General features: G+C 34.2%; 24 protein-coding genes, 2 pseudogenes and 2 other annotated features (1 of these 28 cut by a window edge). Of the genes and pseudogenes, 17 read left to right on the top strand and 9 right to left on the bottom strand.

The features are described 5' to 3' along the window. Positions 1 to 54: 54 nt before the first annotated feature. A complete protein-coding gene (locus WAZ07_RS14390; protein ID WP_336473013.1) occupies positions 55 to 420 on the bottom strand; it encodes a PH domain-containing protein in 366 nt (121 codons plus the stop codon). A gap of 90 nt (positions 421 to 510) precedes the next feature. On the opposite strand from WAZ07_RS14390, the gene WAZ07_RS14385 reads away from it, so the two are divergent. Both WAZ07_RS14385 and WAZ07_RS14380 read left to right on the top strand, forming a co-directional pair. Continuing rightward, positions 511 to 981 carry an NUDIX hydrolase gene (locus WAZ07_RS14385; protein WP_336473012.1) on the top strand — a complete coding sequence of 157 codons (471 nt, stop codon included), beginning with the start codon at positions 511 to 513 and terminating at the stop codon, positions 979 to 981. A gap of 108 nt (positions 982 to 1,089) precedes the next feature. Then, on the top strand, positions 1,090 to 1,497 hold the full coding sequence (locus WAZ07_RS14380; RefSeq protein WP_336473011.1) for a hypothetical protein: 408 nt from the start codon (positions 1,090 to 1,092) through the stop codon (positions 1,495 to 1,497). Between the two features lie 145 nt (positions 1,498 to 1,642). On the opposite strand, the gene WAZ07_RS14375 is transcribed toward WAZ07_RS14380, so the two are convergent. Continuing rightward, positions 1,643 to 1,888, bottom strand: a complete 246-nt coding sequence (locus tag WAZ07_RS14375) for a DNA alkylation repair protein (RefSeq protein WP_090914988.1) — start codon at positions 1,886 to 1,888, stop codon at positions 1,643 to 1,645. 385 nt (positions 1,889 to 2,273) lie between these two features. Between WAZ07_RS14375 and WAZ07_RS14370 the strand changes: the two are divergent. Together WAZ07_RS14370 and WAZ07_RS14365 are read left to right on the top strand one after the other, a co-directional pair. Next, positions 2,274 to 2,663 (top strand): annotated as a pseudogene (locus WAZ07_RS14370) (VOC family protein). 12 nt (positions 2,664 to 2,675) lie between these two features. Further along, positions 2,676 to 3,239, top strand: coding sequence for a GNAT family N-acetyltransferase (locus WAZ07_RS14365; RefSeq protein WP_336473010.1), 564 nt, complete (start codon positions 2,676 to 2,678; stop codon positions 3,237 to 3,239). Positions 3,240 to 3,297: 58 nt separating this feature from the next. On the opposite strand, the gene WAZ07_RS14360 is transcribed toward WAZ07_RS14365, so the two are convergent. Next, positions 3,298 to 3,792 carry a GNAT family N-acetyltransferase gene (locus WAZ07_RS14360; protein WP_336473009.1) on the bottom strand — a complete coding sequence of 165 codons (495 nt, stop codon included), beginning with the start codon at positions 3,790 to 3,792 and terminating at the stop codon, positions 3,298 to 3,300. Between the two features lie 193 nt (positions 3,793 to 3,985). Between WAZ07_RS14360 and WAZ07_RS14355 the strand changes: the two genes are divergently transcribed. The 3 genes from WAZ07_RS14355 (at position 3,986) to WAZ07_RS14345 (ending at position 5,953) form a co-directional block, all read left to right on the top strand. Then, the gene (locus WAZ07_RS14355) at positions 3,986 to 4,555 is read left to right on the top strand and encodes a DJ-1/PfpI family protein (protein ID WP_336473008.1); all 570 of its coding nucleotides are present in this window, start codon (positions 3,986 to 3,988) and stop codon (positions 4,553 to 4,555) included. 452 nt (positions 4,556 to 5,007) lie between these two features. Beyond that, the gene (locus tag WAZ07_RS14350; protein ID WP_336473007.1) at positions 5,008 to 5,682 is read left to right on the top strand and encodes a GOLPH3/VPS74 family protein; all 675 of its coding nucleotides are present in this window, start codon (positions 5,008 to 5,010) and stop codon (positions 5,680 to 5,682) included. A 13-nt stretch (positions 5,683 to 5,695) separates the two neighbouring features. Next, positions 5,696 to 5,953: a helix-turn-helix domain-containing protein gene (locus WAZ07_RS14345; protein ID WP_090914976.1), complete on the top strand. Its 258-nt coding sequence runs from the start codon at positions 5,696 to 5,698 to the stop codon at positions 5,951 to 5,953. Between the two features lie 435 nt (positions 5,954 to 6,388). On the opposite strand, the gene lsrF is transcribed toward WAZ07_RS14345, so the two are convergent. The 4 genes and pseudogenes from lsrF to WAZ07_RS14325 form a co-directional block, all read right to left on the bottom strand. Continuing rightward, positions 6,389 to 7,171: a 3-hydroxy-5-phosphonooxypentane-2,4-dione thiolase gene (gene lsrF, locus WAZ07_RS14340; RefSeq protein ID WP_336473006.1), complete on the bottom strand. Its 783-nt coding sequence runs from the start codon at positions 7,169 to 7,171 to the stop codon at positions 6,389 to 6,391. 13 nt (positions 7,172 to 7,184) lie between these two features. Further along, complete coding sequence (locus WAZ07_RS14335; RefSeq protein WP_336473005.1) at positions 7,185 to 7,541, bottom strand: cupin domain-containing protein; 357 nt, start codon at positions 7,539 to 7,541, stop codon at positions 7,185 to 7,187. Positions 7,542 to 7,566: 25 nt separating this feature from the next. Beyond that, positions 7,567 to 9,129, bottom strand: coding sequence for an autoinducer-2 kinase (lsrK, locus tag WAZ07_RS14330; RefSeq protein ID WP_336473004.1), 1,563 nt, complete (start codon positions 9,127 to 9,129; stop codon positions 7,567 to 7,569). 227 nt (positions 9,130 to 9,356) lie between these two features. Then, positions 9,357 to 9,458: pseudogene (locus WAZ07_RS14325) on the bottom strand (sugar-binding transcriptional regulator); the annotation flags it as partial. Between the two features lie 205 nt (positions 9,459 to 9,663). Between WAZ07_RS14325 and WAZ07_RS14320 the strand changes: the two are divergent. The 7 genes from WAZ07_RS14320 (at position 9,664) to WAZ07_RS14285 (ending at position 17,536) form a co-directional block, all read left to right on the top strand. Continuing rightward, entirely contained in the window at positions 9,664 to 11,157 is a 1,494-nt protein-coding gene (locus WAZ07_RS14320; RefSeq protein ID WP_336473003.1) for a sugar ABC transporter ATP-binding protein, read from the top strand. After that, on the top strand, positions 11,154 to 12,122 hold the full coding sequence (locus WAZ07_RS14315; protein WP_336473002.1) for an ABC transporter permease subunit: 969 nt from the start codon (positions 11,154 to 11,156) through the stop codon (positions 12,120 to 12,122). The genes WAZ07_RS14320 and WAZ07_RS14315 overlap by 4 nt, the downstream gene beginning before the upstream one ends. Next, positions 12,119 to 13,114: an ABC transporter permease gene (locus WAZ07_RS14310; RefSeq protein ID WP_336473001.1), complete on the top strand. Its 996-nt coding sequence runs from the start codon at positions 12,119 to 12,121 to the stop codon at positions 13,112 to 13,114. The genes WAZ07_RS14315 and WAZ07_RS14310 overlap by 4 nt, the downstream gene beginning before the upstream one ends. Then, the gene (lsrB, locus tag WAZ07_RS14305; protein WP_336473000.1) at positions 13,111 to 14,154 is read left to right on the top strand and encodes an autoinducer 2 ABC transporter substrate-binding protein LsrB; all 1,044 of its coding nucleotides are present in this window, start codon (positions 13,111 to 13,113) and stop codon (positions 14,152 to 14,154) included. The genes WAZ07_RS14310 and lsrB overlap by 4 nt, the downstream gene beginning before the upstream one ends. Positions 14,155 to 14,266: 112 nt before the next feature. Further along, positions 14,267 to 14,851 carry a TetR/AcrR family transcriptional regulator gene (locus WAZ07_RS14300; protein WP_336472999.1) on the top strand — a complete coding sequence of 195 codons (585 nt, stop codon included), beginning with the start codon at positions 14,267 to 14,269 and terminating at the stop codon, positions 14,849 to 14,851. Between the two features lie 14 nt (positions 14,852 to 14,865). Continuing rightward, positions 14,866 to 16,434 (top strand): MFS transporter, encoded by a 1,569-nt coding sequence (locus WAZ07_RS14295; protein WP_336472998.1) that lies wholly within the window; start codon positions 14,866 to 14,868, stop codon positions 16,432 to 16,434. Positions 16,435 to 17,014: 580 nt separating this feature from the next. Beyond that, on the top strand, positions 17,015 to 17,536 hold the full coding sequence (locus WAZ07_RS14285) for a cysteine hydrolase family protein (RefSeq protein ID WP_336472997.1): 522 nt from the start codon (positions 17,015 to 17,017) through the stop codon (positions 17,534 to 17,536). Between the two features lie 126 nt (positions 17,537 to 17,662). Here WAZ07_RS14285 and WAZ07_RS14280 read toward each other — a convergent pair whose 3' ends face one another. Beyond that, complete coding sequence (locus WAZ07_RS14280; RefSeq protein ID WP_336472996.1) at positions 17,663 to 18,217, bottom strand: helix-turn-helix domain-containing protein; 555 nt, start codon at positions 18,215 to 18,217, stop codon at positions 17,663 to 17,665. A gap of 482 nt (positions 18,218 to 18,699) precedes the next feature. On the opposite strand from WAZ07_RS14280, the gene WAZ07_RS14275 reads away from it, so the two are divergent. Both WAZ07_RS14275 and WAZ07_RS14270 read left to right on the top strand, forming a co-directional pair. Next, on the top strand, positions 18,700 to 20,031 hold the full coding sequence (locus WAZ07_RS14275) for a D-serine ammonia-lyase (protein WP_336472995.1): 1,332 nt from the start codon (positions 18,700 to 18,702) through the stop codon (positions 20,029 to 20,031). Between the two features lie 469 nt (positions 20,032 to 20,500). Beyond that, entirely contained in the window at positions 20,501 to 21,205 is a 705-nt protein-coding gene (locus WAZ07_RS14270) for a YoaK family protein (RefSeq protein WP_336472994.1), read from the top strand. A gap of 216 nt (positions 21,206 to 21,421) precedes the next feature. Here the strand turns inward: WAZ07_RS14270 and WAZ07_RS14265 are convergent, their stop codons facing one another. After that, positions 21,422 to 21,871 carry a YndM family protein gene (locus WAZ07_RS14265; RefSeq protein WP_090915033.1) on the bottom strand — a complete coding sequence of 150 codons (450 nt, stop codon included), beginning with the start codon at positions 21,869 to 21,871 and terminating at the stop codon, positions 21,422 to 21,424. A gap of 292 nt (positions 21,872 to 22,163) precedes the next feature. On the opposite strand from WAZ07_RS14265, the gene WAZ07_RS14260 reads away from it, so the two are divergent. Then, positions 22,164 to 25,679 (top strand): DUF4020 domain-containing protein, encoded by a 3,516-nt coding sequence (locus WAZ07_RS14260; protein ID WP_336472993.1) that lies wholly within the window; start codon positions 22,164 to 22,166, stop codon positions 25,677 to 25,679. A 97-nt stretch (positions 25,680 to 25,776) separates the two neighbouring features. Continuing rightward, positions 25,777 to 26,010 (top strand) — a binding site (T-box leader). Between the two features lie 55 nt (positions 26,011 to 26,065). Next, positions 26,066 to 26,158, top strand: a binding site (T-box leader) (it continues 141 nt past the right edge of the window).

Below are 26,158 nucleotides of genomic sequence, written 5' to 3'. Positions count from 1 at the left end.
GTTATACTACAATGTAGAACATGTTTTAGTGAAGAGATACATAAATAAGTAGCCTTAGGATATAGGGCTACTTGTAACTTGCTTTTGTATAATGGAACAAAGTTGCTTTCTTGCATTTTTATCATAGATATCTCGAAATTGTACCCAATCATTGTTGTAGTAAATAGCGATGTGAAAGCTGAAAAAATAAGGGTGTTCTTTTACTTCCTCAATATGTTTGTAAATGTATTCTTCATATCGTGTAGGATTAGAGGTATCTTTTTCTTTATATATAAACAACAATCTTTTGTTTGTTGTTAGTATAACTCCCGGTACAGATGGTCCTTTATGTAGAAATAAAGATAGAGAACATTGTGTGTGATAAAGGATCGTTTCATCTTCATGGAGTAGGTTTTTTACTGTATCTCGTAATGTTGACATTGTATTCAGTCCTTTCTGTATATTATGATTATATCATGTTCAATTGGTACGATTTAGAAAAAATGTATGTAGTAATATAGGGGGATGCATATGACTAAAAAGCTGGATTATATTCGTTTTATTCGAGAGAAAGTTGGGTCTGAACGAATCTTTCTTAATTTTGCAGGTGGACTTATTTGTAACGAAGAAGGCGAAGTGCTTCTGCAAAAACGAGGAGATAGAAATGCGTGGGGTTTTCCTGGTGGTGCGATGGAACTTGGTGAATCTGCTGAAGAAACGGCCATTCGTGAAGTATATGAAGAAACAGGATTAAAAGTAACAGTTGAACATTTAATTGGCGTATATACGAAATATTACGATGAATACCCAAATGGAGATCAAGCGCAGACGATTGTGTTCTTTTTTCAATGCAAGACAGTAGGCGGAACGTTAAAAACAGATGGTAATGAAACGTTAGAGCTTAAGTATTTTCCAATTGACCAATTCCCGCCGCTCTTTGTGAAACAGCATGAAGATGCATGGGAAGATTGGCTTTCGAAGAAGAAGGGATGTTTTAGATAAATATATAGGATGAAAATTTTCAGTCAATAAGTAACATTTTTATCCATATTTATTTTCTCTTTTCTAGTAAAATATTTCATATACATCTTAATTAATGGAGTGATAAACATGGGTCTAAAAGAACAAGCAATGAAAGAATTTCAAGAGAGGATATCTTCAACTGAAAATATACAAGGAATGACCTCAGCTTATTACGAAATGCAAAATGGAATGTCTGGTTTAGTAGGAACACCAAATGCAAATCCTATTCCTGTGAAAGGTATTTTAGCTTATACTGAACAGCAGTTATTATTTTACGGTGAAATATTTGGAAAGCTCCCGATTTCATTACAAATACCTTTTCATCAAATTAATAAAATAAAAGAAACGAAGCATGTATTTGCGCTTTTTAAAACGTTTCCTGCTATTGTTGTTTTTCATCAGGAACAAGAAATTTTTACAACACGTGGAAATGAAGAAGAATTTATACGATTACAAGCATTCTTTGAAAAGATTCAACTCATCTCTACACATTAAATAATAATGAATGTGCAAAGATAATTTATCTGTGAATACTGCAAGAAAAATGACAACAATTTTTTGTACGTATCGAGAAGGAATAAAAGAAGTTGCCCCCAAAGTTGTGTAATAATAACCTTTGGGGGCAGCATTATTTTAACAATTAAAAAGATTGATTTTGTGCGGGTTTAATAAATTGCTCTGGGTTTTCAATTAATCCACACGCAGCGCATTGTACACGGTATGTAGGACCTTGGTAAGCCATATGAAATGCACTTATATTATCATTTGTATATTCTTCTTCAATCTGACCAGTCTGTGGATTTAATTTTACCGGTTTTACTGATTGTTCAATAATGTTGAATCGTGTACGGTTCGTTTTGCAACTTGGACAAAGCATTGGTTCCATCTTAACACACCTCCATTGTTAGCGTTTGTAACTATAGGGATGTTTATTCATGAAAAAATTAAAGGATTTTTGTATTTCTTGTCAAATGTAGAAAGGATGTGAAGGAGGGGGAGAAACGCGAAACTTCAAATGAAATATATCATTTTATCCCGCTATTCGTGGGCAGTAAGACTCCCACCTCAAGATTCAGAGAGAAACGTTGTCCAGCTCTAGCGGCTAGAACCTCCGGTCGTTTCGCCCCCTCCGACGAGGCAAAAAGCGCCTCTTTGTCAGGGACATGGGCGTCCTGCGCCTCTGAGCGTGCCGCTTCCGCTTTTCTAAAAAAGATAGGTGGGGGATAACTGCCCGTAAAAGCCCGATTGGACGGGCTTTCCATCAGTGGGAGATGAAAAAACTCTCCACTGATGGAAGTTTCACTTTATATGCGAAGCAATATGAGGAGTGCATCCGTTTTTATCGTGATATTTTACAGTTACCAATAAAGGGGGAGCACGGTACATATGTTGAGTTCGATACAGGTTCCACAATTTTGGCAATCAATAGTAGAGAAAGTGTTCAACAGTTAACGGGATTATCAATTCCGAAGACGTTATCAAAATCATCTACATTTGAGATTGGATTTGTGGTTGGTGATGTGAATGAAACAATACATACGCTAAAAAAACATGGTGTAACAGTATTAGTAGAGCCTGTTATAAAGCCATGGGGATAAACCGTTTCTTACGTTTCTGATCCAGACGGGAATTTTATTGAAATTTGCAGTTCATTAGATTAAGGGGGAAAGAGAATGGAAAGATTTCCTAGTTTAGAAACAGATCGTTTGCAGTTAAGAGAATTAACGTTAGTTGATGCAGATACAATGTTTCAATATTTTATAAAAGAACCTGTTATTCGATATTTTGGAATGGATTCGTTTCAAAATATTGAAGAAGTAAAAAACGTCATCAAAAATTTTAGGAACAGATATGAAGAAGGTTCTGCATTTCGCTGGGGAATTGTATTAAAAGGAACAGATCAACTAATTGGAACGTGCGGTTTTCATCTTATTAATAACAGACATAAACGAGCTGAAATCGGCTATGAACTTGATGAAACGTATTGGGGAAAAGGATATGCGACAGAAGCACTACAAGCAATTCTTACATATGGGTTTGAAACACTTTATTTTGAGAGAATTTCAGCAGTTGTGTACCCGGAAAATGAATTATCCCGTAAATTATTACAAAAAGTAGGCTTTGCGGAAGAAGGGTTACTTCGAAAATATATGATTCAAAATGATGTGATGCACGATGCGATTATGTATTCTTTGTTAAAAGAAGAATGGGCGACATTACTTCAAAAAGTACGTTAAACACATAAAAATAAAGACAATCTAAACCTTTAGTTTCAGGTCTTAGATTGTCTTTTCGTTAGGAAACGATGTATTTATAAAACTTTTTGTCTACTTGCATGATAGGAAAATTGGTAGGTAACTTGTTAAGTTCTATATTTTCGAAACCATGTTTCTCATAAAACTTATGGGCCGCGACAAATTGTAACGTCGTTCCTAAGTATATTTCTTTCACTTCTTTTGTCTTTGCCCATGCAATCGCATTATGTAATAAAAGACTAGCTGTTTGAAATATTTTGCCTCTAAACTCTTTTTTCACAAACATTTTTCTCAATGCTACTTGACGATTGCCGATATCTAAAAGAGCGATAGTGCCTACAACCTCTCCTTGATAAAGTGCAACCCAAAAGTTACCGTTACCAGATTGGTAAACGCTTTCTATGTTAAGTAAATCAGGTTGATCCTCTTTTGAAATAGGAATATTGTATTCATCTTGTTGGATGGAAAGGATTAAATCTAAAATTTGAGATTGATAATTAAAAGAGTATTCTTGTAAGGTAAGAGTTTCATTCATATATAACACCGTCCGATATAGTAGATTTTTATTACTGCTTTCATTATACAAGATTTTATATTGACTATTCTAATAATTTGATAATGAAAACCTTCGCAATTTAAGAGCAGATAATAGTCTGAAAGTATTTGATAGGAATGTTTAAGGTTTTATAAGTAATTGAATAACAAGTGTAAAGGAGAAGGATTATCGTATGAAAAAAGTATTATTTCTTGCCTATCCACAATATGCTGATTTCGAAATAGCTCACGCATTATTTTTGCTTAGAAAAGTGGGTAAAGCAAAAATTACTACCGTCTCTGTAGATGGTAAACCAGTAGAAAGTATCGGTGGGTTATGGACTCAAGTCGAAGCTTCTTTATCTGAAATTACAGTAAATGAATTTGATCTAGTCCTTATTTCTGGAGGAGATGGTGTTCATGAAATAGTAGATAAGGGAATTGTTAGTGAGACATTAATGAACGCCTTTAACTTACATATTCCCATTGCTTCTATATGTGCTTCCGCCATTTTGTTGGGAAAAGCAGGGGTACTTAACGATAGAAAGTTTACGTGTCTTCAGCATACATATGAGAATAACAAAGTCCTGTTTGAAACATCAGTATATACAGGAACAGATATTGAAGTGGAAGACACAATAATAACTGCAAAAGGTACTGCATTTGCAGAGTTTGCAGTAGCTGCTTGTCAATTAATGGACTTGCTGAAAGAGAAAGAAAAATTAGACTCAACATTAAAGTTTTGTAAGGGAATAACCTCTTAATTTAATGATCTTTTAAGTAGAATATTAACAATGAAAATTAATATAACCTAATAAAATAAAGCAGAAATAGGAAGAATAAACAGGATGATAGATCAGTTTTCAATCATAACTATCATTTCTATTATTCTTCTTTTCGTTTTAATAGTATTATTTTTGTCTTGCTTGGAGCGTTTATATGATTGCGATTCATTAATCAATTTAGTCAAAGGACTTTTTTGGTTTACATTTACATAGAATACATCCTTTACAGGGGATGAAAATACTGATAATTTGTAACATTTAAAATAAATATAATATTCTGTTGTGTTTTTTAGTTTTTTTACATATGATAAGTAGTAAGTAGTAAGTAGTAAGTAGTAAGTAGTAAGTAGTAAGTAGTAAGTAGTAAGTAGTAAGTAGTAAGTAGTAAGTGCTGAATTGCAAATCCATTATAAAAACGGGAGGTAAGTCAATTGTTAAAAGAATTAACTATTCCTGAAGAATTTGTATTATTATCTTTAGACCGTGAAACGAATAAACTAAAATCTATTTTCCGACAACATATCGCACTCTATACTGTTATGGCTTGTATAGTGGAGTTGTCTTTAAAAGGTAAGGTGAAATTTGAAGACGACGATACAGTAACGATTCTAGATTTTACTTCAACAAGAGATAAGTCTCTTGATCGTTTATTAGAAATTATGACTTCGGAAAAACCGAAAAAATTGAAAAAATGGGCATCTTATTTCTATAACCACATGTTTAAGCAACGTGAAGTTTATAAGTTAGTTGTAGAGGGGCTTGTAGAAAAAGATGTTCTAGAAGTGGAAAATACAGAAATCTTGTTTGTTGTACCAAAGAAAAAATATGTAGATGTAGCAAACACTCGCAATTACATTGTGGAAAAAATTCGTGCTGAACTATTAGAAGAAGGCAATCTGGAAGAGCATACTATTGTGTTGGCACTGTTTTTAAATGCGAAGAAAATGCTAAACGATTATTTTTCTGAGTTTGAGCGTAAGGCATTGAAACAAAAAATTGAGCAACTCCGTAAAGAAGAAATGTTTGAAACCATTAAATCTATTGATAAAGCAATTAAGAATATTGATGCCTCTATTGCTACAATTGCAGCATCAGCAACAACATAAAAGGTGATAAGTGATGGGAAGACAGCGAAGTTTAGAGATAATACAGAAATCAGAGTATGTAAGTATTAGTGAATTGGTTCAACTTTCAGGTATTCGCTACAGTACTATTAAATATTACACCGAGGAAGGACTCGTTCCGTTTGAACAAGAAGATACTAGGCTAACGAGAAGATATCCTCGTGTGAAGGCACTTGAACGATTGGCAGAGATTAAAGATTTGAAAGAGTATCAGGGATTAACGATAAAAGAAATTAAAGAGAAATTGTTGTAGCTTTAAAAGAAAAAATAATATTTTCAATAATAGAAGTTAAAAAAGAACAAGAAATGTGGATAAACCATGTTTCTTGTTCTTAATCGTAATTTATTTTTATGTTTATTAGGAGTGTCAGGGGTTATACGATTGTATGAATAGAACTGAAGATACATTATCTTTTTTCTCTCCCTTAATACTAGTCCATTGTTATATTAGTAGTATACGAAACATATAAAGTTAAGTAAGAAACTATATAAATTCATTTTCATTTTTCGACATATAAGTCACTGCTATGCAGAATGCAATATGAGCGCTACTTGCTTTCTTCTTTTGTTTCAACCTTGCATGTGGCAGGAAAAGGCCCTGACCGCTTCTATACACGGCCAGATGCTCTCGTCCTCCCCTAAAAAGGAATGGATTTTTATGTCGTTTTTTTAACTTATATATGAATGCTTAGCTTGTAATCGTATTATATAATTCTAAAGCTTCTTTTACATTTAATCTATTTTTTACGATACCATGAATCGATTGAATCATCGCAGCCGGATGTTCAGATTGCCAAATATTCCGCCCCATATCGACACCGACTGCCCCTTCTTGCAGTGCATTGTATGTAATCGTAAGCACCGCTTCAATTGTGTCTAACTTTGGCCCACCTGCAATCACAACTGGAGCCGGACATGTACTTGTGATTTTTTCAAAGCCTTCACAGTAATACGTTTTAACGATATCAGCACCCATTTCAACACATACACGTGAAGCTAACGCCAAAAAACGTGCTTCTCGTTTTTGAAGTTCTTTTGCTACTGCGGTGATTCCGAGTACAGGTAAGCCGTAATCATGCGCTTCAGATACAACATTAGCAAGGTTTGTTACAGTTTGTGTTTCATAATCAGATCCAATAAAGACAGATACGCCCACGCCAGCTACGTTATGACGCAAAGCTTCTTTTATTGGTGTAACGATTGTTTCATTCGCAAGATCTTTTCCAACTACAGTCGCACCACCTGATACACGAAGAACCATAGGGGTTTTACAATCTTCAGGTATACAAGAATTAAGAACGCCTCTCGTTAAAAAGAGGGAGTCGGTATATGGAAGTAAGCTTTTTACTGTTTCATGAGGCTGTTCCAATCCATGAATGGGTCCTAAAAAGTAACCATGATCAATTGCTAACATAACTGCTTTTCCATCAGGCAAAATAGTGTTTAGGCGATTTTGAAATCCCCAAGTCATAGGGTATCACTCCTTAATTACAGTTTGGATTTTCTGTTTGTACAGTATCTTTTTCTTGTAAATGAGGCGATTTAATAAAGAGCGCTTTAAAATTTTGAGAAGAGCGATTGATGAGATAGTGAGATTCATGAGGATGAACTTGTAAGACGTCGCCTTGTTTAATAGGAACTTTTACGTGATTAATATAGAAATCTATCTCACCTTCTAATGCGTAGAAAACTTCTTCGCAAGTTGTATGATAATGATTTTGAAAATCTTGCCCAGGTTTAATGACAACTACACCTATATCAATATTAGGGCCCTTTACTAAATATTTTGGTCCATTATCGCCGAAGCGATAGGAGAAATCTTCTTCATTCACCTTTAACATACTTTTCACTCCTTTTTGTAACAATTTACAGAGCGCCGGGTGCAATCCACATATGAGAAGTAAATCCTTGATCAGCTAATTGGAGTTGCTGCTGATATACATCCTTCCAGTTTTTGTATAGCTTTTGATATTGTTTATGATTTTCATTGTTCGGTATATAAGTTGTTTCCCATTTTGCAAATTGTTCGGAAATAGATTCCATTGAATGATAAATACCGACACCAATCCCCGCCACAATTGCTGTTCCTAAAGCAGCTGCTTCCTTGACCACTGGTACTTTTACAGGAACGCCTAATACATCAGCAACAATTTGACACCATAGTTTTCCCTTTGAAGCCCCTCCGGCAAAAGTTACTTCTTTCGGGAATTGTCCCGTTAATTCTTCAATTAACTTTAAATTTCCATATGTTACGAAAGCTGCGTTTTCTTCAATTGCCCGAAACATTTCTTTCTTCCCGCACTTTTCAGAATCTAAGTTTAAATTTATAAAAGAGGGAGATGCATGTCGCCAAGAAATATAGTTCATAACATTAGAAAAAATCGGAATGATACCGTGTGATCCAACTGGGACATGTTTTGCTTGTTCCTCTAATAATTCGTAAGCATCGATACCTAGTTCTTTTGCTCGTTGCTTTTCTTCCTGACAGAAAGCGTCCCGAAACCAGCGCATAACAAGACCGGGAAAAAAGGCAATTGTTTCGTATTGCCAAAGAGTAGGGAGAACGTGACAATTTACACGAATGCGAGCGTTTGGATCTGGTACAGGATTACTTACGTTTACTTCTTGTTGCCAAAAACTTCCGCCGCAAATGAATGTTTGCCCGCTCTTGATAACTCCAGAACCGAGAGAAGCCATTTGTGCATCTCCGCCTCCAGTAACAACAGGCGTTCCTTCGAATAATCCAGTTTCTGCTGCACATTGTTTTGTTACGTTTCCAATAATAGTTCCGGCTTCATTTATTTTCGGTGAGAGTACTGATGAGAGGTTGCATTTCTCTATTAATTCTGGAGCCCAATTTCTAGTATGTAAATTAAAAATTCCCGTCGTACATCCATTGGAAGGATCCATTTGTAATACACCGCACAACTTATATAAAATCCAATCGTTTAGCATTGTAATAGAATGTGCTTTTTTATAAATGTCAGGTTGATGTTTCGCAATCCATTTTAATCTTGGTAATGCACCTAAAGCGAATGTTTGCCCTGATATTGTATATACATCTTGTTCAAGGTGAGATCGTATTTGTTTAAGTTGTGTAACTTCCGCCGCCGCACGGTTATCAACATTGGCACACGCCCAAATTTCAGTACCATTCTTGTCATATAAAACAAATCCTTCGCGCATGCTTGTTGCACTAATTCCTTGAATAAAAGAAGGAGGAATCCCACTGGTTTGTAGTACATCTCTTGTGCAGTCTTGAATAAGTTTCCAATTTTCCTTTACATCAAAATCCATTGAACCCGGATATCGGGAGTTTTCTATGTGAACCCATTCTCGTTGACTAACAGCAAGTTGATTACCTTGTAAATCAAATAAGACAGCTCGGATACTACCAGTTCCGGCATCATAAGCTAATAGAGCAGCCATTATATTCCACGCTCCTTCAGTCCGTTCCTTCTTTATATAAATATAAATTAAAAAATCGACATAAAAACCCTCTTTCTTTTTAAGCGGACGAGAGCATCTGGTCATGCATAGAAGCGGTCAGGGCCTTTTTTGCCACATGCAAGGTTTAAAACAAAAGGATAAAGCGAGTACGGGTCATGCTGTATTCTGCATAGCAGTGACTGATATATCGAAAAAGTAAAATGGTATAGTAAACGGACAACCTTATTTCTAGATATATGTAGTAAGGAGACAACTTCTTGTTTGATAAGATGATCTTTGTAATAATGCCAAGCAGCTTTCGTTCACAAATTTTCTTCAAAGTTTAGCTACATCATGCTTGCCATCTCTTCAACATATGTATATAAATTTTTATTTATACCGTCAGCAGTTGGAAATTACTTGAGAAAGATAAGTTCTAGATATGAAGAAAAAGATATACAATGCTACAAAACAAGTAGAGAAAAACATTAGAGCTTGAAAAATTGTTTCGTGTTAAAGGTAGGTGAAAGAAGTTTGGAACCATTTCCTTTATTGGAAGTTAAAAATGTAAAAAAATCATTCTTACAGCAACCAGTACTAAAAGGAATCGATTTAACAGTAAAGAAAGGGGATATTTTTGCATTAGTTGGTGGTAACGGGGCTGGAAAGTCAACGTTTATGAAGATATTGACAGGATTGTACACATATGATGAAGGAGAAATCAAAATAAAAGGGAGACCTGTTACATTTTTTAATCCATCTGAAGCTCATCGAAATGGTATTTATTTAGTTCCGCAAGAACCGCTTATTTTTCCGAATATGACTATTGAGGAAAATATTTTATTAGGTATGAAGCAAAATAAGAGACAGCTTCGGACGAAATTAGATGTACTTATGAGGAAACTTGGCTGGAATTTACAGCTAGAGAAACATGCGTCATTGTTGTCTATTGCCCAGCAGCAATTAGTAGAAATAGTTAGAGGATTAATAAGAGAGGCAGAGATTCTGATTTTAGATGAGCCTACATCGACGTTAACAGCAAACGAAATTAAAAGTCTATTTGTTGTAATGAAAAATTTGAGTGAACAAGGAATTGGAATAATTTATATTACACATAGGCTTCCAGAAATTTTTGCAATTGCAAATCAAGTAGCTATTTTACGTGATGGGGTAATTTCTAATCAAGGTAAGGTAAATGAATTTACTTACGATATGTTGTTAAAAGGATTATTACCGGAAGGATACCAGGAAATGCAAAAGGAAGAGAATCTGTACAGAGAAAAAGCAGCGTTAAAACGAGTACTTCAAGTGAATGGTTTATCTAGTCATAAATTTCGAGATATTTCACTAGAAGTAAAAGCAGGAGAGATTGTTGGAATTGCAGGCGTTGTGGGAGCGGGAAGAACGGAACTAGCTGAAGCATTATATGGTATTACATCTGTAACAGCAGGAAATATACTATTGGAGAAGACAGAAATTACAGCGTGGACAACAAAAAGGAGAATTGATGCAGGAATGATCTATGTACCTGAAGACCGAGCGGGGCATGGAATTTTCTCAATTGCTTCTGTTCAGCAAAATATGACTTCTGTCCTCTTATATCGTTTAAGTACATTTTTTTTAAAACAAGAAAAAGAAAGCGCTTTAACGAACGAGTATATTAAAAAATTTCGAATTACGGTTCATGATACAAACCAAAGAATAGAATCTTTGTCGGGAGGGAATCAACAAAAAATAGTGTTAGGAAAATACCTCGCTTGCGAGCCAAAACTCATTATTTTAGATGAACCAACGCGCGGTATAGATGCAAAGGCGAGGCTAGAAATATATGAAACAATTAATAAACTAAGAGAAAATGGATTAGCTGTATTATTGATCTCCTCAGATTTAGAAGAAATTATGAATTTAGCAAATCGTGTGTATGTAATGAGAAATGGTAATATCGTTTCACATTTAGAACAGAAAGAAATTTCATTAGACTGCATTACACGTACTGCTTATGGTGGAGAGGAGGTTTCAAAAGAATGAAATATGTTACATATGCACTCAAAATGCGTGAAACCTCTATTGTAGGGCTGTTAGTTCTTTATATTATATTTGTTAGTATGATAAATCGAGATTTTCTTCAATTCGATTCTTTTTCGATTATTTTAAAATCAAGCCTTATTTTAATTGTTCTTGCAATTGGTCAATCGTTTGTATTATTTACAAAAAATATTGATGTATCAGTTGGATCGATAATGGGGTTATGTGCTGCTTCATGCGGAATGTTTTTGAAGAGTGGGAATAACTCTTTTTATGCAATTATAATTACACTTTTACTTGGTGCGTTTATTGGAATTGTAAATGGTGTAGGTGTGACAAAATTTCGTGTCCCGGCAATTATTATGACTCTCGGTATGCTCGGTATTATTCGAGGTTTGATGATTATATATACAGAAGGGAAATGGATTGAAGATATTCCATACGACTATAAAAAATTGTCTTCTGTAACATGGTTAGAGATTCCTATAACGGTTTGGTTCATTGGACTTTTGTTAATAGCCACTTATCTTTTTTTAACAAAGATATCGTTTGGAAGATATTTTTATGCGGTAGGAGATAATAAAGAAGGTGCAAGATTGATTGGGATTCAAGTAGCGTTAGTGCAAATTTTGGCCTTTATGATTTCAGGAATAACCGCTGCGATTGCTGGATGCTTATTTGTTATGAATATTGGATTTGTACCGAATCAAACAGGAACAGGAATTGAGCTGCAAGTAATCGCTGCTGCAGTGCTCGGAGGTATTAGTTTAAAAGGTGGTACTGGATCAGTTTTTGGTGCAACTTTAGGAGCATTGTTTTTAGAGGTGATTAGTAGTTCATTAGTATATTTGAAAATCCCAGCCTTTTGGAACAACGCAATTTCAGGATTTTTATTATTACTCATTATTATTCTAGATAGTGTAGTGCAAAAATGGAGGAAACAGGAGCAAAGGGAGGTTGAAATATGAAATCTTTTCGCTGGATTTTTCAGTGGGAGGGAGCACTCCTTCTTTTGTTATTCACCGAGTTTATCGCTTTTAGCCTATTAAATGCTGATTTTTTTAATATAGGAAATTTATTGTTTAGTATGAACGATTTTATTTTTATTACAATTGCTGCGATACCGATGACACTTGTCATTATGACAGGCGGAATCGATGTTTCGGTTGGATCAATTATGGGACTTACATCTATTCTTATTGGTGTATTGTGGATGAATGGGATATCTATTGTTATTGCTGTAATGATTGCTCTTGTCATAAGTATACTAGCTGGTTTTTTAAACGGACTTATTATTCAAATGACAACTGTCGAACCATTGGTTGTAACTTTAGGAACAATGTTTTTATATTCTGGTATTGCTCTTGTCATTTCAGGAGGATCTAAAGCAACCGGATATGAAGGGATTAGTGGGTTGCCAGATTCGTATGTTCAACTTGCAAATGGAGCATTATTAGGGATTCCGAATTTATTTTGGTTACTTCTTATTATGACAATTTTGTTCTCTATTCTCTTGCGGCATACAAAATACGGTCGATATGTAGTTTTAACAGGTATAAATGAAAAAACAGCTAAATATTCTGGAATTCAAACGAAGCGCATTGTCATTTTTGCCTATATGCTTTCGGGGTTAGGAGGTGGATTAGGGGGAATATTCCTAACTGCTTATTTTGGATCAGCTCGAGCAGATTTAGGAAATGAAGCAATTTTACCAGTCATTACAGCAGTTGTATTAGGCGGTGCCCTTATTACTGGTGGAAAAGGAAGTATAGTAGGAACCGTTCTTGCCAGTATCGTTATTGGAATCATGCAATATGGATTACAGATGACGGGGTTAACAAATGAGCAATCTAATGTAGTAATTGGCATTATTTTAATTCTTTCAGTTATAATGCGCCATTCAAATATAAGATATTTCTTCACTAAAAAAAGTGTCTCACATAAGGAGGAAACAACATGAAAAAGAAGGTAAGTATATTTATCATTCTATTGTTGTTTGTTGCTTCTATTATGGCATGTACAAATACAAAATCAAATAGTAAAAAATCAAAAGATGTGAAATTAGCCTTTATTCCAAAATTAACTGGAGTCGGATTCTTTACATCGGGCGGAGAAGGTGCAAAAGAAATGGCTGATAAGCTCGGTGTAAATTTAAAGTATGATGGACCTTCTGAAGCAAGTGTATCAGGACAGGTAAAATATATTAATAACTTTATTAACCAAAATTATGATGCAATTATGGTTTCATCCACTTCTGTTGATGGTTTATCTCAAGCTTTGCAGCGTGCAAAGAAAAAGGGGATTACCGTATTAACGTGGGATTCTGATGTAAACCCGAAAGATCGTTCTTTCTATATTAGTCAAGGAACACCTGAGCAATTGGCGAACTTGCTTATTCAAATGACAGCTTCACAAATTGGAGATAAAGGAAAAGTAGCATTCTTCTATTCTAGTCCAACAGTAACGGATCAAAATCAATGGGTTTCAAAAGCGAAAGAGATAATAAAGGAAAAATATCCAAATTGGGAAATTGTGACGACCCAGTATGGTGAAAACAATGCTCAAAAATCATTAGCAGTAGGCGAAAGTATTTTAAAAACGTATCCAGACATTCATGCAGTTATTTGTCCTGATGCAACTGCATTACCAGCAATGGCACAGGCTGTAGAAAATTTGAAAATGGATAAGAAAGTTGCTGTTACTGGATTTTCAACCCCTAATGTTATGCGTGATTACGTAAAACGCGGGACAGTTCAACAGTTTGGTTTATGGGATGTAAAGCAACAAGGTGCACTTGCAACTTATGTTGCAAATGAGATGGTGGTGAAGGATAAAAAGTTAAAAGTAGGTGATACTTTTGAAGTTCCTGGCGTTGGAAAAGTTAAAGTAGAACCAAATTCGATTCAAGGATATGAATATGAGGCAGAAGGAAATGGAATTATCGTATTGCCAGAGCGGGTTGTGTTTACGAAGGATAACATTGACAAATATAATTTTTAGTAGTTTATTAAGAAGAATATTTCAGAAAAATGAAAGTAACTAGTTACTTTCATTTTTCTTTATGTTAGTATGTAAGTAATTACTTACTAACATATCGGATGGAGGAATTGGAATGGGAAAAACATCAGCAAGAGAAAAAATTATTGAAGCAGCTGTTTTGTTGTTTGGTGAAAAAGGATACACAGCAACGACAATTCGTGAAGTTGCTGAAAAGGCAAAGGTAAGCGAATTAACCATTTTTCGTAACTTTAAAAATAAAGAAAATTTATTTCGAGAAAGTATTATTTTACGAACAACACCAGTTGCGTTGTTAGAAGGATTGGATGAACAGTTTACTGGTGATTTAAGTAAAGACCTTACAACAATTGCAGAAACATACATACAGACTAACCTTCCAAAGTTAAATTACATTTGGGCAGCTTTACTTGAATCCAGACAAAATAGTGAGATGAAACGACTGCTTCATGAATTAAATTCACATTTAGTTGATCACTTAGAAACATATTTACAAAAACTTAGTGAAAAAGGATACATTGCACCGTGCAATTATCGATTAATAGCAAATATGTTTTATGGTCAATTATTTTTATATATTATGAATGTTAGTTTAACTGAAGAGGATATTAAATTAGAAGAATACATAGAGACAAGTGTAAATCTTTTTGTTAACGGGGTTTCTTATAAGGAAAATAAATAGGGAGATATAAGGATATGAGAAAATTATTTGCACTATTTGCATTAGTTTCTGGATTTTTTATGGCGATCTTAGATTCGAATATTGTGAGTATTGCACTTCCAGAAATGACGAAAACGTTTCATACTTCAATAGACAATATTTCGTGGATTGCAAATGGATATAACGTTGCATTTGTTACATGTTTATTAATTGCGGCACGTCTTGCAGATCAATTTGGTCGCAAGATGTTGTTTGTCATTGGTTTATTAGGATTTTCAATTAGTTCACTAATATGTGGATTTTCTTCTTCTTTTCATATGTTAGTTATTTTTCGTGTACTCCAAGGAATGTCTGCTGCTATCATTGTTCCAGTTGCGATGCCACTTGGATTAGAACTTGTTCCAAAAGAAAAACAAGGTATGATTAGCGGAATTATGGGGGCTTTTGGCGGCTTAGCTGCTGCGATTGGTCCTTCTCTTGGCGGTGTTTTAACAGATAAATTGAGCTGGAATTGGGTGTTTTTTATTAATGTTCCAATTGGTATCCTTTCTTTACTCTTCGTTTTCTTTTTCATTCAAGAATCTTATGATCTTACATCTAGCCGTAAAATAGATTGGCCAGGTATGATTACTTCATCATTTGGTTTATTTACACTTGTATATGCTCTTATACAAGTGAATAAACCAAGTGTAAACTACGCAACTATGAGTTTTCTGTTTATCATTTCTTTTATAAGTTTCGTATTATTTATTATCATTGAAAAGAAAAGTGAAAATCCGATGTTACCTTTACATTTATTCAGATACAAGGAGTTTTCATTTGCTAATCTCGCTTTGTTTTTTGTGGGGATGGGCATTATGAATTTTTTATTTGTTTTTGCTTTTTATTTAGTAGAAGTAGAAGGAATGAGTGAACTTCGGGCCGGAACGATTATTAGTACATTAGCAATTGTTTCAATGGTCGTGACAGCAATTATGACACCAATTGCAGCTAAGCGAGGAAGTATTGCTATTGGTTGTATAGGAATGATTGCATTTTTAATTGCTTCTTATTTATTTGGTCATATGTCATTAAACTATACGGATTGGGACTATGTATGGAGGCTTATGATTGTAGGTATTGGTACAGGTTGTACACTTGCTCCTTTTACAACAACTGCAGTATTAAGTGTACCAACTGAAAAATCGGGTATTGCATCAAGTGTATCAAATATTTCTAGAACAGTAGGTAGTATTGTTGGTGTAGCTGTTTTAGTTGTTATTTTAAACCATCAACTATCTATTGAAAAAGAAAAAGTAAATAAGGAAGCGGAAAAAATCATTTATGAAAGCAATCAAACAAGTTTACAAAAGGAAAAAATGCTCCGAGAGTTAAAATTAATAACGAAACAGCAAAGTGTAATGAAGGATGCGAGTGAAAATAATAAATTTTACAAACAAATTCAAGTAAAATATAAACATGCAGTTATTAATAGTTTTAATCAAACTTTTCAAATAGGTGGGATTATTTTTCTTTTCGCGTTGTTTAGTTTAATGATTGAAATGTATATGAAAAGAAGGGATAAAGACATAAAAGTAGTTATGCATTCTTCCAATGAAATGTAATAATAACATTATGTCAACTTTATTTTTGTAATGTTTAATGAAACTGAATATTACAACTATTACGAGCGGAGGAGAATTATGTTATTACAAAAAAATTTATTCATTCGATACGTAACAGAAAATGATGTTCAAACTTTATCAAACTGGCTATCAAGTCCTGAAGTTTTACGCTTTTATCCCGATATTCGTGGGCAGTAAGACCCCCACCTCAAGATTCAGAGAGAAACGAGGAAGATAGGTGGGGGATAACTGTCCGTAAAAGCCCGATTGGTTCAACTAACCATCAGTGGGAGATGAAAAAATTCTCCACTGATGGAAGTTTCACTTTATGAAGGACGAGATAAACCACAATCACCGCAGCAAGTTCGAGAGCGTTATATAAGTAATTCAGAAGATAAAAAGAAGAAGTGTATTGTAGAATATTAAAACAAACCTATTGGATATATACAAATGTAGCCTTTAAATATAGAGTGGAAAACGTTATATGGATATGATGAGAGAGAAAATGTGTAGGGGATGGATCAATTTAATGGGAAGATTGCTGGATGGTGGAATATAAAAATGAAGGGACTGGTGTGTAATGAAACAAGCACTTGTAGTAATTGACGTACAAGAAGGAATGTATACAGCAGGTATACCTGTACATAATGGCTCTGACTTATTGCAAAATTTACAGGAATTCATTCAGAAATGTCGCGCGCATGATATTCCGGTTATTTATGTGCAGCATAATGGCTCTGAGGGGCATCCGTTAGAAAAAGGTACTGCAGGTTGGCACATTCATTCTAAAATTGCTCCAATGTCAAATGAGGCTGTAGTGGAAAAAGAAACGCCAGATTCTTTTTATAAAACAAATCTTCGGGAAGTTTTGCGAGAAAAAGGAATTGAACATCTGTTCATTTGTGGATTGCAAACAGAATATTGCGTAGATACAACTGTTCGCCGTGCGTTTAGTGAAGGATATAAAGTAACGTTGATTCAAGGGACGCATAGTACGTTTGATTCGAAGCAACTACGTGCAGAAGAGATTATTCAACATCATCAAACAATATTAGGATGGTTTGCGGATATAGTCGATATAAAAGAAGTAAAGTTAGCCTAGACATGCTACGTATGTTTTCGGTTAGAAGAAAAATGAAGCCAACATTTTTAGGATAAACTTCTAGAAATGTTGGCTTATTTGTTAATGGGATTTTCATATAGTCTTATTCATGCATTTGATAAATACTTAAAAAGTAGGAGGGGTAATCGCAAAGATGACTACCGCTTTCTTTTTATAGGGATTTTCCCATTTATGTTTCATATAAGAAGGAATTTTGACACTATCTCCTTTGTATAAAGTTACTGTCTCTTGATTTAACTGTAGTGTCACAGTTCCCTCTAAAACAAATGCGATTTCTTCACCTTTATGCTCGATTGGTTCTTCAGAAGAAGAGGATTGCGGCAATAAAGTCATCAGAGCAAGCTCGAGGGCTCCGTTTAAATCGGGAGATAGTAACTCATATGATAAGCTTTCACTTTCAGGAAAGGTAATTTTTTTTCGCCTGTCAGCTCTTACAACTAAACTTTGAGCATTCGTATCTTCCAAAAAGAAATTAAACATAGGAATATTTAATGCGTTGGATATTAATTTAAGAGTTTGTAGAGATGGATTGGCTGATCCCTTTTCAATTTGGCTTAACATAGAAGGAGTGATATTGACGAGTGTTGCCAGTTCTCGACTACTTAATCCTTGTGCTTTTCGGTATTCTGCTATTTTCTCTCCAACATTTATATCATTCATATTTACTCTCCTTTTACTATACAAATCCATTTTAATTTTTCGACATTTTTGTCTAGCTCTGCCTTCTAGGCCCTCATGTCTAAGAACCTTCCACACAAGAAGGTAAAAAACACCTTCTGTGTGAAAGAACCTTAGCCAACGGGCCTAAACAGTCGGCTCCGTTTTTCTTTGTAAGTCGCTGCTATGCAGAATACAACATGACTGCTACTTACTTTTTCTTTTTGTTGTAAACCTTGCATGTGGCAGAAAAAGGCTCTGACCGCTTCTATGCATGGCCAGATGTTCTCGTCCATCTAAAAAGAAAGCGGGTTTTTATGTCGATTTTTAATTTGTATTTATATAGTTTAAATTAAATTTAATTAAAATTTATTAATTTATATTTAATTATTTTCGTTTGTGTGTTAAATTTAGTTTAATTATAATAAATAAATTTAAATTTTAAAATGATAATAGGATAGGAATTAAGAAGGGAGAATATTCAAATGAAGAAGTATGACAGCAAAGCTATACAAAAGTTAAAAGAAAAGCATCCTTTATTAAATCAACTCGTTTTGACAGAGGAAGTATTTTGGGTGAATCCGAATAAAGAAGAATTCCAAACAGGAATTCAAAAAGCACCTCTTACTAAAGATGATGTAAAGGATGCGGAGGAAAGATTAAAACGTTTTGCGCCATATATTGCGAAAGCCTTTCCTGAAACAAAAGATACAGATGGAATCATTGAATCTCCTTTAGTCGCAACTCCTTCTATGAAACAACATTTAGAACAAGAATATGATCAACATATTACAGGTAATGTATTACTAAAATGTGATAGTCATTTGCCGATATCAGGATCTATTAAAGCAAGAGGCGGGATTTATGAAGTTCTGAAACATGCAGAAGATTTAGCTTTGAAACATCAATTATTAAATAAACAAGATGATTATTCCGTTTTAGATAGTGATACATTCCGCGCGTTCTTTTCGCAATATTCAATCGCGGTAGGTTCAACGGGGAATTTAGGACTTAGCATCGGTATTATGAGTGCGAAACTAGGATTTAATGTGACGGTTCATATGTCCGCTGATGCAAAACAGTGGAAAAAAGATTTACTACGCAGTAAAAATGTTACAGTTATTGAATATGCGGCGGATTATAGTAAGGCAGTCGAGGAAGGAAGAAGGCAAGCAGAAGCGGATCCAATGTGTTATTTCGTTGATGATGAGAATTCAAAAAACCTTTTCCTTGGATACGCTGTAGCGGCTTCTCGTTTGCAAAAGCAACTGCAAGATCAAAACGTTATTGTTGATGCTGATCATCCGTTATTTGTTTATTTACCATGTGGTGTCGGCGGCGGACCTGGCGGTGTAGCGTTCGGTTTAAAATTATTGTTTGGTGATCATGTACATTGCTTCTTTGCGGAACCGACTCATTCTCCTTGTATGTTAATTGGTTTACTGACAGGCCTTCACGATGAAATTTCTGTCCAAGACTTTGGCATTGATAATGTAACAGAAGCTGACGGTCTTGCGGTAGGAAGAGCATCAGGGTTTGTAGGAAAAGTAATTGAACCGTTATTAAGCGGGTGTTACACAGTTAGTGACCAAGAATTATATAGACTATTAAAGGCTTTTGTTGATACAGAGGGAATAAAATTAGAGCCGTCAGCATTGGCAAGTGTATACGGGCCAGTACAACTCTTTAAACAACAGCAATATATTCAAGAAAATCACTTGCAAGAAAAAATGAAACAAGCAACGCATATTATGTGGGGAACAGGTGGCGGAATGGTACCACCGCAAATTATGGAAGAATATTATCAAAAAGGATAAACAACCTTTTTTAATGTATATATAAATACAAATTGAAAAAACAACATAAAACCCTTTTCTTTTTCGAGGGGCGAGTGTACCTGGTCATGCATAGAAGCGGTCAGGGCTTTTTCCTGCCACGTGCTAGATGTAAAACAAAGGGAGAAAGCGAGCGTGAGTAACCCAAAAAGGATTCTGTATAAGAATCCTTTTTGGGTTATTTTTGATAAATTGTTCTATTTCTTTATTACTATTTACGCATTTTAGGTTATATTGAAAAATATGAACGAAATTAAACAATTATAATATGTTAAATAATTGTGTTGATTGTAGGTGAAAATCTTGGTATGGTATTATATCATATTAGGAAAAAGTATAAGGAAGCGACATCAAGATATAAATTGCGAATATCTTGTGAAGGATTTCATAAGGGTGTTGTTTTTATATAAATGGATAATATCTGTAACATAAGGTACAAGGAGATAATAATATGAAAGACAAACTAGGTACAATCCCCTCATTATCTTCAAACTCTGTTTATTTGGGTGTTTTGTTAGCTGGAGTTGGAGGCTTTTTAGATGCGTATACTTTCATCAGTAGGGACGGAGTATTTGCTAATGCACAAACAGGGAATGTAGTATTACTCGCTATAAGAGCAGCTAACGGAGAATGGCATAATGCTTTGCTTTATATCCCGCCTATTTTAGCTTTTATGTTAGGAGTTTTAATATCAGAAGTAGTAAAGATTCCTCATATAAGACATGCATTGCATAGTTATAGGCGCTCTATTCTTATTCTAGAATGTATCGTTTTAATCATTGTAGGGTTCTTGCCAAAAAGTATTCCTAACATAGTGGTAACAGTATGCATTTCGTTTGTATCATCTTTACAGATCTCTACTTTTAATAAACTTGATAAGTGGGCCTACAATTCAACGATGACAACAGGAAATCTTCGAACTTTGACGCAGGCTGCATATTTAGCGTTTATAAAACATGATCAGGAAGAGAAAAAACGATTTAATGAATTTTTTGTTATTATTTTTTCTTTTATAATTGGTGCACTGTTAGGCACATTTACTACCACTCATATAGGGTACAGAGCTATTTGGATTGCATCAGGAATTTTAGTGATTGCTCTTATTTTGTATCATAAAGATAGAGGGTATTGGAGAAAACCTCAAATGTTGAAATGAAAAGTTTTTTAAAATGTTTCTTTAATAATATCTCACTATTGTATTTCGTTCATTACCAGCTTCTTCATAAAAGACATGTGAAGTGAATGAATTGTTGTTTGATAAACAAATGATCTCAATTTGACAAAAAATCCTGAGAAATAGTAATTCTCAGGATTTTTCTTTTCGTTCAAGAGAGTGTAGTATTGTTTAACTCACATCTTTATATTCGTTACATCATTTCCGTTTTTTCGTATCAGTAACATCTTGCTCCTCAGCAAACTCTGTTCCATAAGCTAATGATCTGTTGAAAGTGAATGGTTTTCTTTCAATCGTTTGATAAGTAGCGATGCGATCCATTAAATAGCGATGAACAAAAATTTCTGCTCCTGTAATTATAATTGCTGATAAAATACTCCCCCAAGCAATTTGCATATAATTATCTAAAAGCACACTGCCGAAAATCCATACACTCATATAAGTAAAAAGAAAATCAATCATGAGTGCAGCAGTATTTCCCGCTCGCGGTAAGATAATTTGATCCCCTAGCATATATGAAGCGATTGTAACAAATAAACTAAAAGAAAAGATGTCAACAATTGTTGCATCAAAGAATAAATCCAAACCAATTGCAAAAGCAATCATACAGGATATAAATTTGATCAGCATAATCGTAATATGATTCATCATTTGAACCTCTCTTTTTCTATTTAGTTTGAATGAAAAAAGGGACTTTATGCATGGGAATTTAAAATTGCAACTTGCAAGGTGTTTTTTAAGAAGGAAGATGAATACGTTAAATCAATCTGATTTTTTAGTACTTATTCTGTTTCCTTTATTAACAGTTATTTCATGTGCAATTTCTTATAAAAAATTTAAATTTTTCATTATATTTTACTTGTCTAAATATTAAAAAAATACAAAGAAAATGTTATATTAGAAAGAGAAAATTAACATTTTTAGGTAAGGAGGGATAGGGGTGTGGATTACTTCAGAAGTAGAAATTCCAGATGAACTATTTGATAAACTTGAACAAGGGAAACTGGTTTTATTTGTTGGAGCTGGAGTATCTATGAAAGGTAATTCAAACTTACCAAATTTTGATGATTTAGTGGATGATATTGCGAACGCTCTATATGTAGAAAAACGTGAGGAAAATGAACCGCACGATTATTATCTTGGAAAAATTGCAAAAACGAAAGATGTTCATCAAGTTGCGAAGAATCTTGTTCATGTAGCATATTCAACGCCAAATCCATTGCATTATTCTATTTTGCAATTATTTGCAGTTGATGAGAATGTTCGGATTGTTACTACAAATTTTGATCAACATTTTACAACGGTACTTGAGGAATCAAAACGTAAAGTAAATATATACTATGCTCCGGCACTTCCAACAGGAAGAGCTTTTAAAGGATTGGCATATATTCACGGTAATGTGGAACAAGAGGAAGAAAATTTAATTTTGACAGATGGTGATTTCGGAAGGGCTTACTTAACAGAAGGATGGGCTAGACGGTTTTTAGTTGATCTATTTTCTAATTATACAGTTTTGTTTATTGGATATAGTCATAATGACCCTGTTATGAAATATTTAGCAACTGGATTACCACCGAGTACGAGGCGGTATGCTTTTGTGGCTCACGGGGAAAATACATATCATTGGGAACATTTAGGGGTGAAGCCCATTGTATATCCGAATAAGGCGCAAAATCATCAATCATTAGCAAAAGCAGTGCAGCGATGGGCAGAGTTAATGGGAGATAATTATATTACAAAAAGAACACGAATTCGTGATATCGTAACGGTTCCGCCATCTTTAGAACAAGAGCAGCTGTCTTACATTAAGCAATCTATAAAAAAGATTGAGACACTTCGTTATTTTGTAGAATTTGCAAGAGACTACGAATGGGTGGAATGGTTAGAAAAAGAGGGACAATTGCGAAATTTATTTTCGGAGGAAGCTGAGACTTCTGAGAAAGATCAGTTGCTTGCAAAGTGGATTGTTGATCATTTTTTAGTAAGCCACCAAAATGAATTATTTCAGTTAATGTATAAAAATAATACAGAAATATCTGCCTTGTTATGGAATACGATATGTACATTTTTAGTAGAGATGGAACAGCCGATACATATAGTTTCGTTTGCGAAGTGGCTTTTATTATTGTTAGAAAAGGCAAAAAGAAATGAATTTTTCATTGAAAATCTGCCTTCTTTGCTTCATAAATGTACGTATCCAGAGCATAAAGAAATTATGGTTCTTTTACTAACCTGTATATTAGATGGAAAACTAAAATTGAAGCGACTTCGGCAATGGGAACAAGAGATGCAAGATGTTGTAGAGTTAGCTGAAACAAACCATCTATCAGCTGCAACCTTTTCAAAGATGCAGCACATATGGGAAGCGAAAGTAAAGCCGCATCTTTCTTATTTTTCGATCCCAATTTTACAGATTGGATTAGAAAAACTCCAGAGATTAACGCTAAAACAACAGGCGCTTCAGATCTACGATTCAGTTAGTGAGTCGCGAAGTGCAATTGAACCGCATGAGCAAGATAGTCAACCGCGTGAATTTTCTTTTTTAATTAATATTGTTAGAGATTGTATGGACTATGTTTGTTCTCATTTTGAAGATAAAGCAAATTTTTATATTTCTTTTATGATTGAATTTGGAAATACTCTGCAAAAGCGAATTGCCGTGCATAGTATGAACCATACTGTTTTCCGGAAGCAAAATGAAAAAATAGAATGGGTGTTACAACATCAATTGCTTACTGAAGACACTTGTAAGCATGAAGTGTTCCAACTGTTAAAGAATCATTATGAGCATGCATCTGAACACACGAAGGAAAAAGTGCTGACAACCATAGTGAAACAGTTTGAAGAAAAGACATGTTATGTAGCTTGCAACTTAATCGACTGGATTTATATGTGCAATCCAAATCATGAATCTACGAAACGAACATATGAATCCATGAAACAGAAATTCCCTCATTTTTTATCGAGGCAGTTTCCAGATTTACAAGAAGAGCGAACATTACAACCAATTACATGCAATTTAACAACAGATAGTTTATTACATATGAAAGAGGAAGAAATGATAAGACAAGTTCTTCAATATTCACAAGAAGGATTGTTTGAGAAACATCATTTTTTAGAAATGCTTTCAAAGGCTTGTAAAACAAATGTACAATGGAGTATTTCACTTGCGTATCAGTTAATTAGATATAAAGAAGTGAGTAAAGAAGTATGGTTTATATTCATGAGAGAGTGGCGCAATAATCGACAATTAACAGATAAGCAAATACAAGAGCTTTTACCACTGCTGCATCAATTTGTAAGGCATACCACTTACCATTGGCTTATTAGTAGTTTTCTGTATGAAAAGAGCAATCAGTTAGAGGAATTTCAAGAAGACACAATTCGAGCAGTAAAACAGCTTGCATTTTCATTGTTTCCTCATGTTATGAAAGGAGAGCAAGGAAGAGGTAAAGAGCAAACGGATTACTATAATGAAGCTGCTTTGCATCCAGTAGGGAAAATAACAGCAGTTTTATTAAAACTTCTTGCATATGAACATTTATATGATCGAAATATACATGCTTATTTGTGTGTATTTGAAGAGCAAATGCGGAAAAAATCATACTACGTAAATATTATGATTGCGAGGTTAACAGCTGATTTAACATTTCTCTATCATATCGAAAAGCATTGGTGTAGAAAGCATATGATTCCGTATTTAGATTTGCAGAAAAATGAAGAGGAAACAAAGTATGCATGGGCAGGATTTGTAAATACACAAATCAATTTGCCTTTATTTATACAAACAAAGAAACACATTGCTTTTGCTGTTCGGCATTTACATTTGTTGAATGGACAAACACAAGAAGTATTTATGAAATGGCTAAGTCTCGTCTTTTTAAAATGTATTTTATATTGGGATGAACAAATAGATTGGTTGTACACTCTTTTTATACAAGGAGAAGAGATAGAGAAAGTAAAGTTTGTAGAAAATGTATCGTATTATGTAAAAACGTTGAGCATAAGAGAACAACAAAAATTTTGGCAAGATTGGCTTGCAGATTTTTTAATAGAACGTCCTAAAATGAGTATAATATCAGAGAAAGAATATATTATCTTTTTGCGGTTTGTGTTATACATGGATGTTATTGCTGAAAAAGGGATTGAAACTGTTTTATCGTATTTTTCTATATCTTCACTGCAAGAAGAAAAACAAGCATTGAAGTATTTATTTAAACAGTTGTTGGAAAAAAACGAGTTGATTCATCAAAGTCCTACAGTATATGCAACATTATTTTTCGTTTTATTAACAAAGATAAATGATGCAGATGGTATTGAAAATGAAGTGATTCATCTTCGGCAATTGTTTGATGAGACAAAGCTTGAAAGTACGTTATTGGAACGTATTCAAAATGAGATGATGCGCATTGGAATGATCAATCGAAATGCAAATGATTCACATTTGTTATTATGAAACATACGATGCAGTGAGAATGAAAATATAAAAAATAATGAAAAAGTGTTGACATATTTTGAAATGACATTTTATAATACAAATCATACTTAATAAAAACAAAGCATTGAAGGGAACAAAGTAGTGTTTATCCTCCCTGTTATAGAGAGCTGATGGTTGGTGGAAATCAGTACAAAGGTAAACATGAATTACAGTCCTGGAGCATCTTTTTCGTAGTAAAGACAGATATCTTTATGAAGGAAAAGACGGTCAAAATGATCGTTAACAATGAAGAGAGGTAGACAAATGTGTCTACAACTAGGGTGGTACCGCGATAATCATCGTCCCTACTGATTGGATCAGTAGGGATTTTTTGCATATACGCGGACCTACATGATAATAAAATAATAAGCGCAATGATAGGAAATAGAGTAGTGGTTGTTTCCCTGTAACAGAGAACTGGTGGTTGGTGTGAACCAGTACATAAACAAGCATGAATT

Origin of the sequence: Bacillus bruguierae (assembly GCF_037104725.1) — a bacterium.
Classification (GTDB): Bacteria; Bacillota; Bacilli; order Bacillales; family Bacillaceae_G; genus Bacillus_A; species Bacillus_A bruguierae.
Note: the sequence above shows the minus strand (reverse complement) of the source record. Positions and strands in the feature narration are given on the sequence as shown.

What these genes read in the sequence shown, in the direction of transcription:
- WAZ07_RS14310 (WP_336473001.1), top strand. Translation starts at nt 12,119, where the DNA reads ATGAAATCTTTTCGCTGGATTTTTCAGTGGGAGGGAGCACTCCTTCTT.
- WAZ07_RS14265 (WP_090915033.1), bottom strand. Translation starts at nt 21,871, where the DNA reads ATGAATCATATTACGATTATGCTGATCAAATTTATATCCTGTATGATT.
- WAZ07_RS14335 (WP_336473005.1), bottom strand. Translation starts at nt 7,541, where the DNA reads ATGTTAAAGGTGAATGAAGAAGATTTCTCCTATCGCTTCGGCGATAAT.
- WAZ07_RS14270 (WP_336472994.1), top strand. Translation starts at nt 20,501, where the DNA reads ATGAAAGACAAACTAGGTACAATCCCCTCATTATCTTCAAACTCTGTT.
- WAZ07_RS14365 (WP_336473010.1), top strand. Translation starts at nt 2,676, where the DNA reads ATGGAAAGATTTCCTAGTTTAGAAACAGATCGTTTGCAGTTAAGAGAA.
- WAZ07_RS14380 (WP_336473011.1), top strand. Translation starts at nt 1,090, where the DNA reads ATGGGTCTAAAAGAACAAGCAATGAAAGAATTTCAAGAGAGGATATCT.
- WAZ07_RS14390 (WP_336473013.1), bottom strand. Translation starts at nt 420, where the DNA reads ATGTCAACATTACGAGATACAGTAAAAAACCTACTCCATGAAGATGAA.
- WAZ07_RS14360 (WP_336473009.1), bottom strand. Translation starts at nt 3,792, where the DNA reads ATGAATGAAACTCTTACCTTACAAGAATACTCTTTTAATTATCAATCT.
- WAZ07_RS14345 (WP_090914976.1), top strand. Translation starts at nt 5,696, where the DNA reads ATGGGAAGACAGCGAAGTTTAGAGATAATACAGAAATCAGAGTATGTA.
- WAZ07_RS14385 (WP_336473012.1), top strand. Translation starts at nt 511, where the DNA reads ATGACTAAAAAGCTGGATTATATTCGTTTTATTCGAGAGAAAGTTGGG.
- WAZ07_RS14300 (WP_336472999.1), top strand. Translation starts at nt 14,267, where the DNA reads ATGGGAAAAACATCAGCAAGAGAAAAAATTATTGAAGCAGCTGTTTTG.
- WAZ07_RS14285 (WP_336472997.1), top strand. Translation starts at nt 17,015, where the DNA reads ATGAAACAAGCACTTGTAGTAATTGACGTACAAGAAGGAATGTATACA.
- WAZ07_RS14280 (WP_336472996.1), bottom strand. Translation starts at nt 18,217, where the DNA reads ATGAATGATATAAATGTTGGAGAGAAAATAGCAGAATACCGAAAAGCA.
- lsrK (WP_336473004.1), bottom strand. Translation starts at nt 9,129, where the DNA reads ATGGCTGCTCTATTAGCTTATGATGCCGGAACTGGTAGTATCCGAGCT.
- WAZ07_RS14355 (WP_336473008.1), top strand. Translation starts at nt 3,986, where the DNA reads ATGAAAAAAGTATTATTTCTTGCCTATCCACAATATGCTGATTTCGAA.
- WAZ07_RS14295 (WP_336472998.1), top strand. Translation starts at nt 14,866, where the DNA reads ATGAGAAAATTATTTGCACTATTTGCATTAGTTTCTGGATTTTTTATG.
- lsrF (WP_336473006.1), bottom strand. Translation starts at nt 7,171, where the DNA reads ATGACTTGGGGATTTCAAAATCGCCTAAACACTATTTTGCCTGATGGA.
- WAZ07_RS14315 (WP_336473002.1), top strand. Translation starts at nt 11,154, where the DNA reads ATGAAATATGTTACATATGCACTCAAAATGCGTGAAACCTCTATTGTA.
- WAZ07_RS14375 (WP_090914988.1), bottom strand. Translation starts at nt 1,888, where the DNA reads ATGGAACCAATGCTTTGTCCAAGTTGCAAAACGAACCGTACACGATTC.
- lsrB (WP_336473000.1), top strand. Translation starts at nt 13,111, where the DNA reads ATGAAAAAGAAGGTAAGTATATTTATCATTCTATTGTTGTTTGTTGCT.
- WAZ07_RS14275 (WP_336472995.1), top strand. Translation starts at nt 18,700, where the DNA reads ATGAAGAAGTATGACAGCAAAGCTATACAAAAGTTAAAAGAAAAGCAT.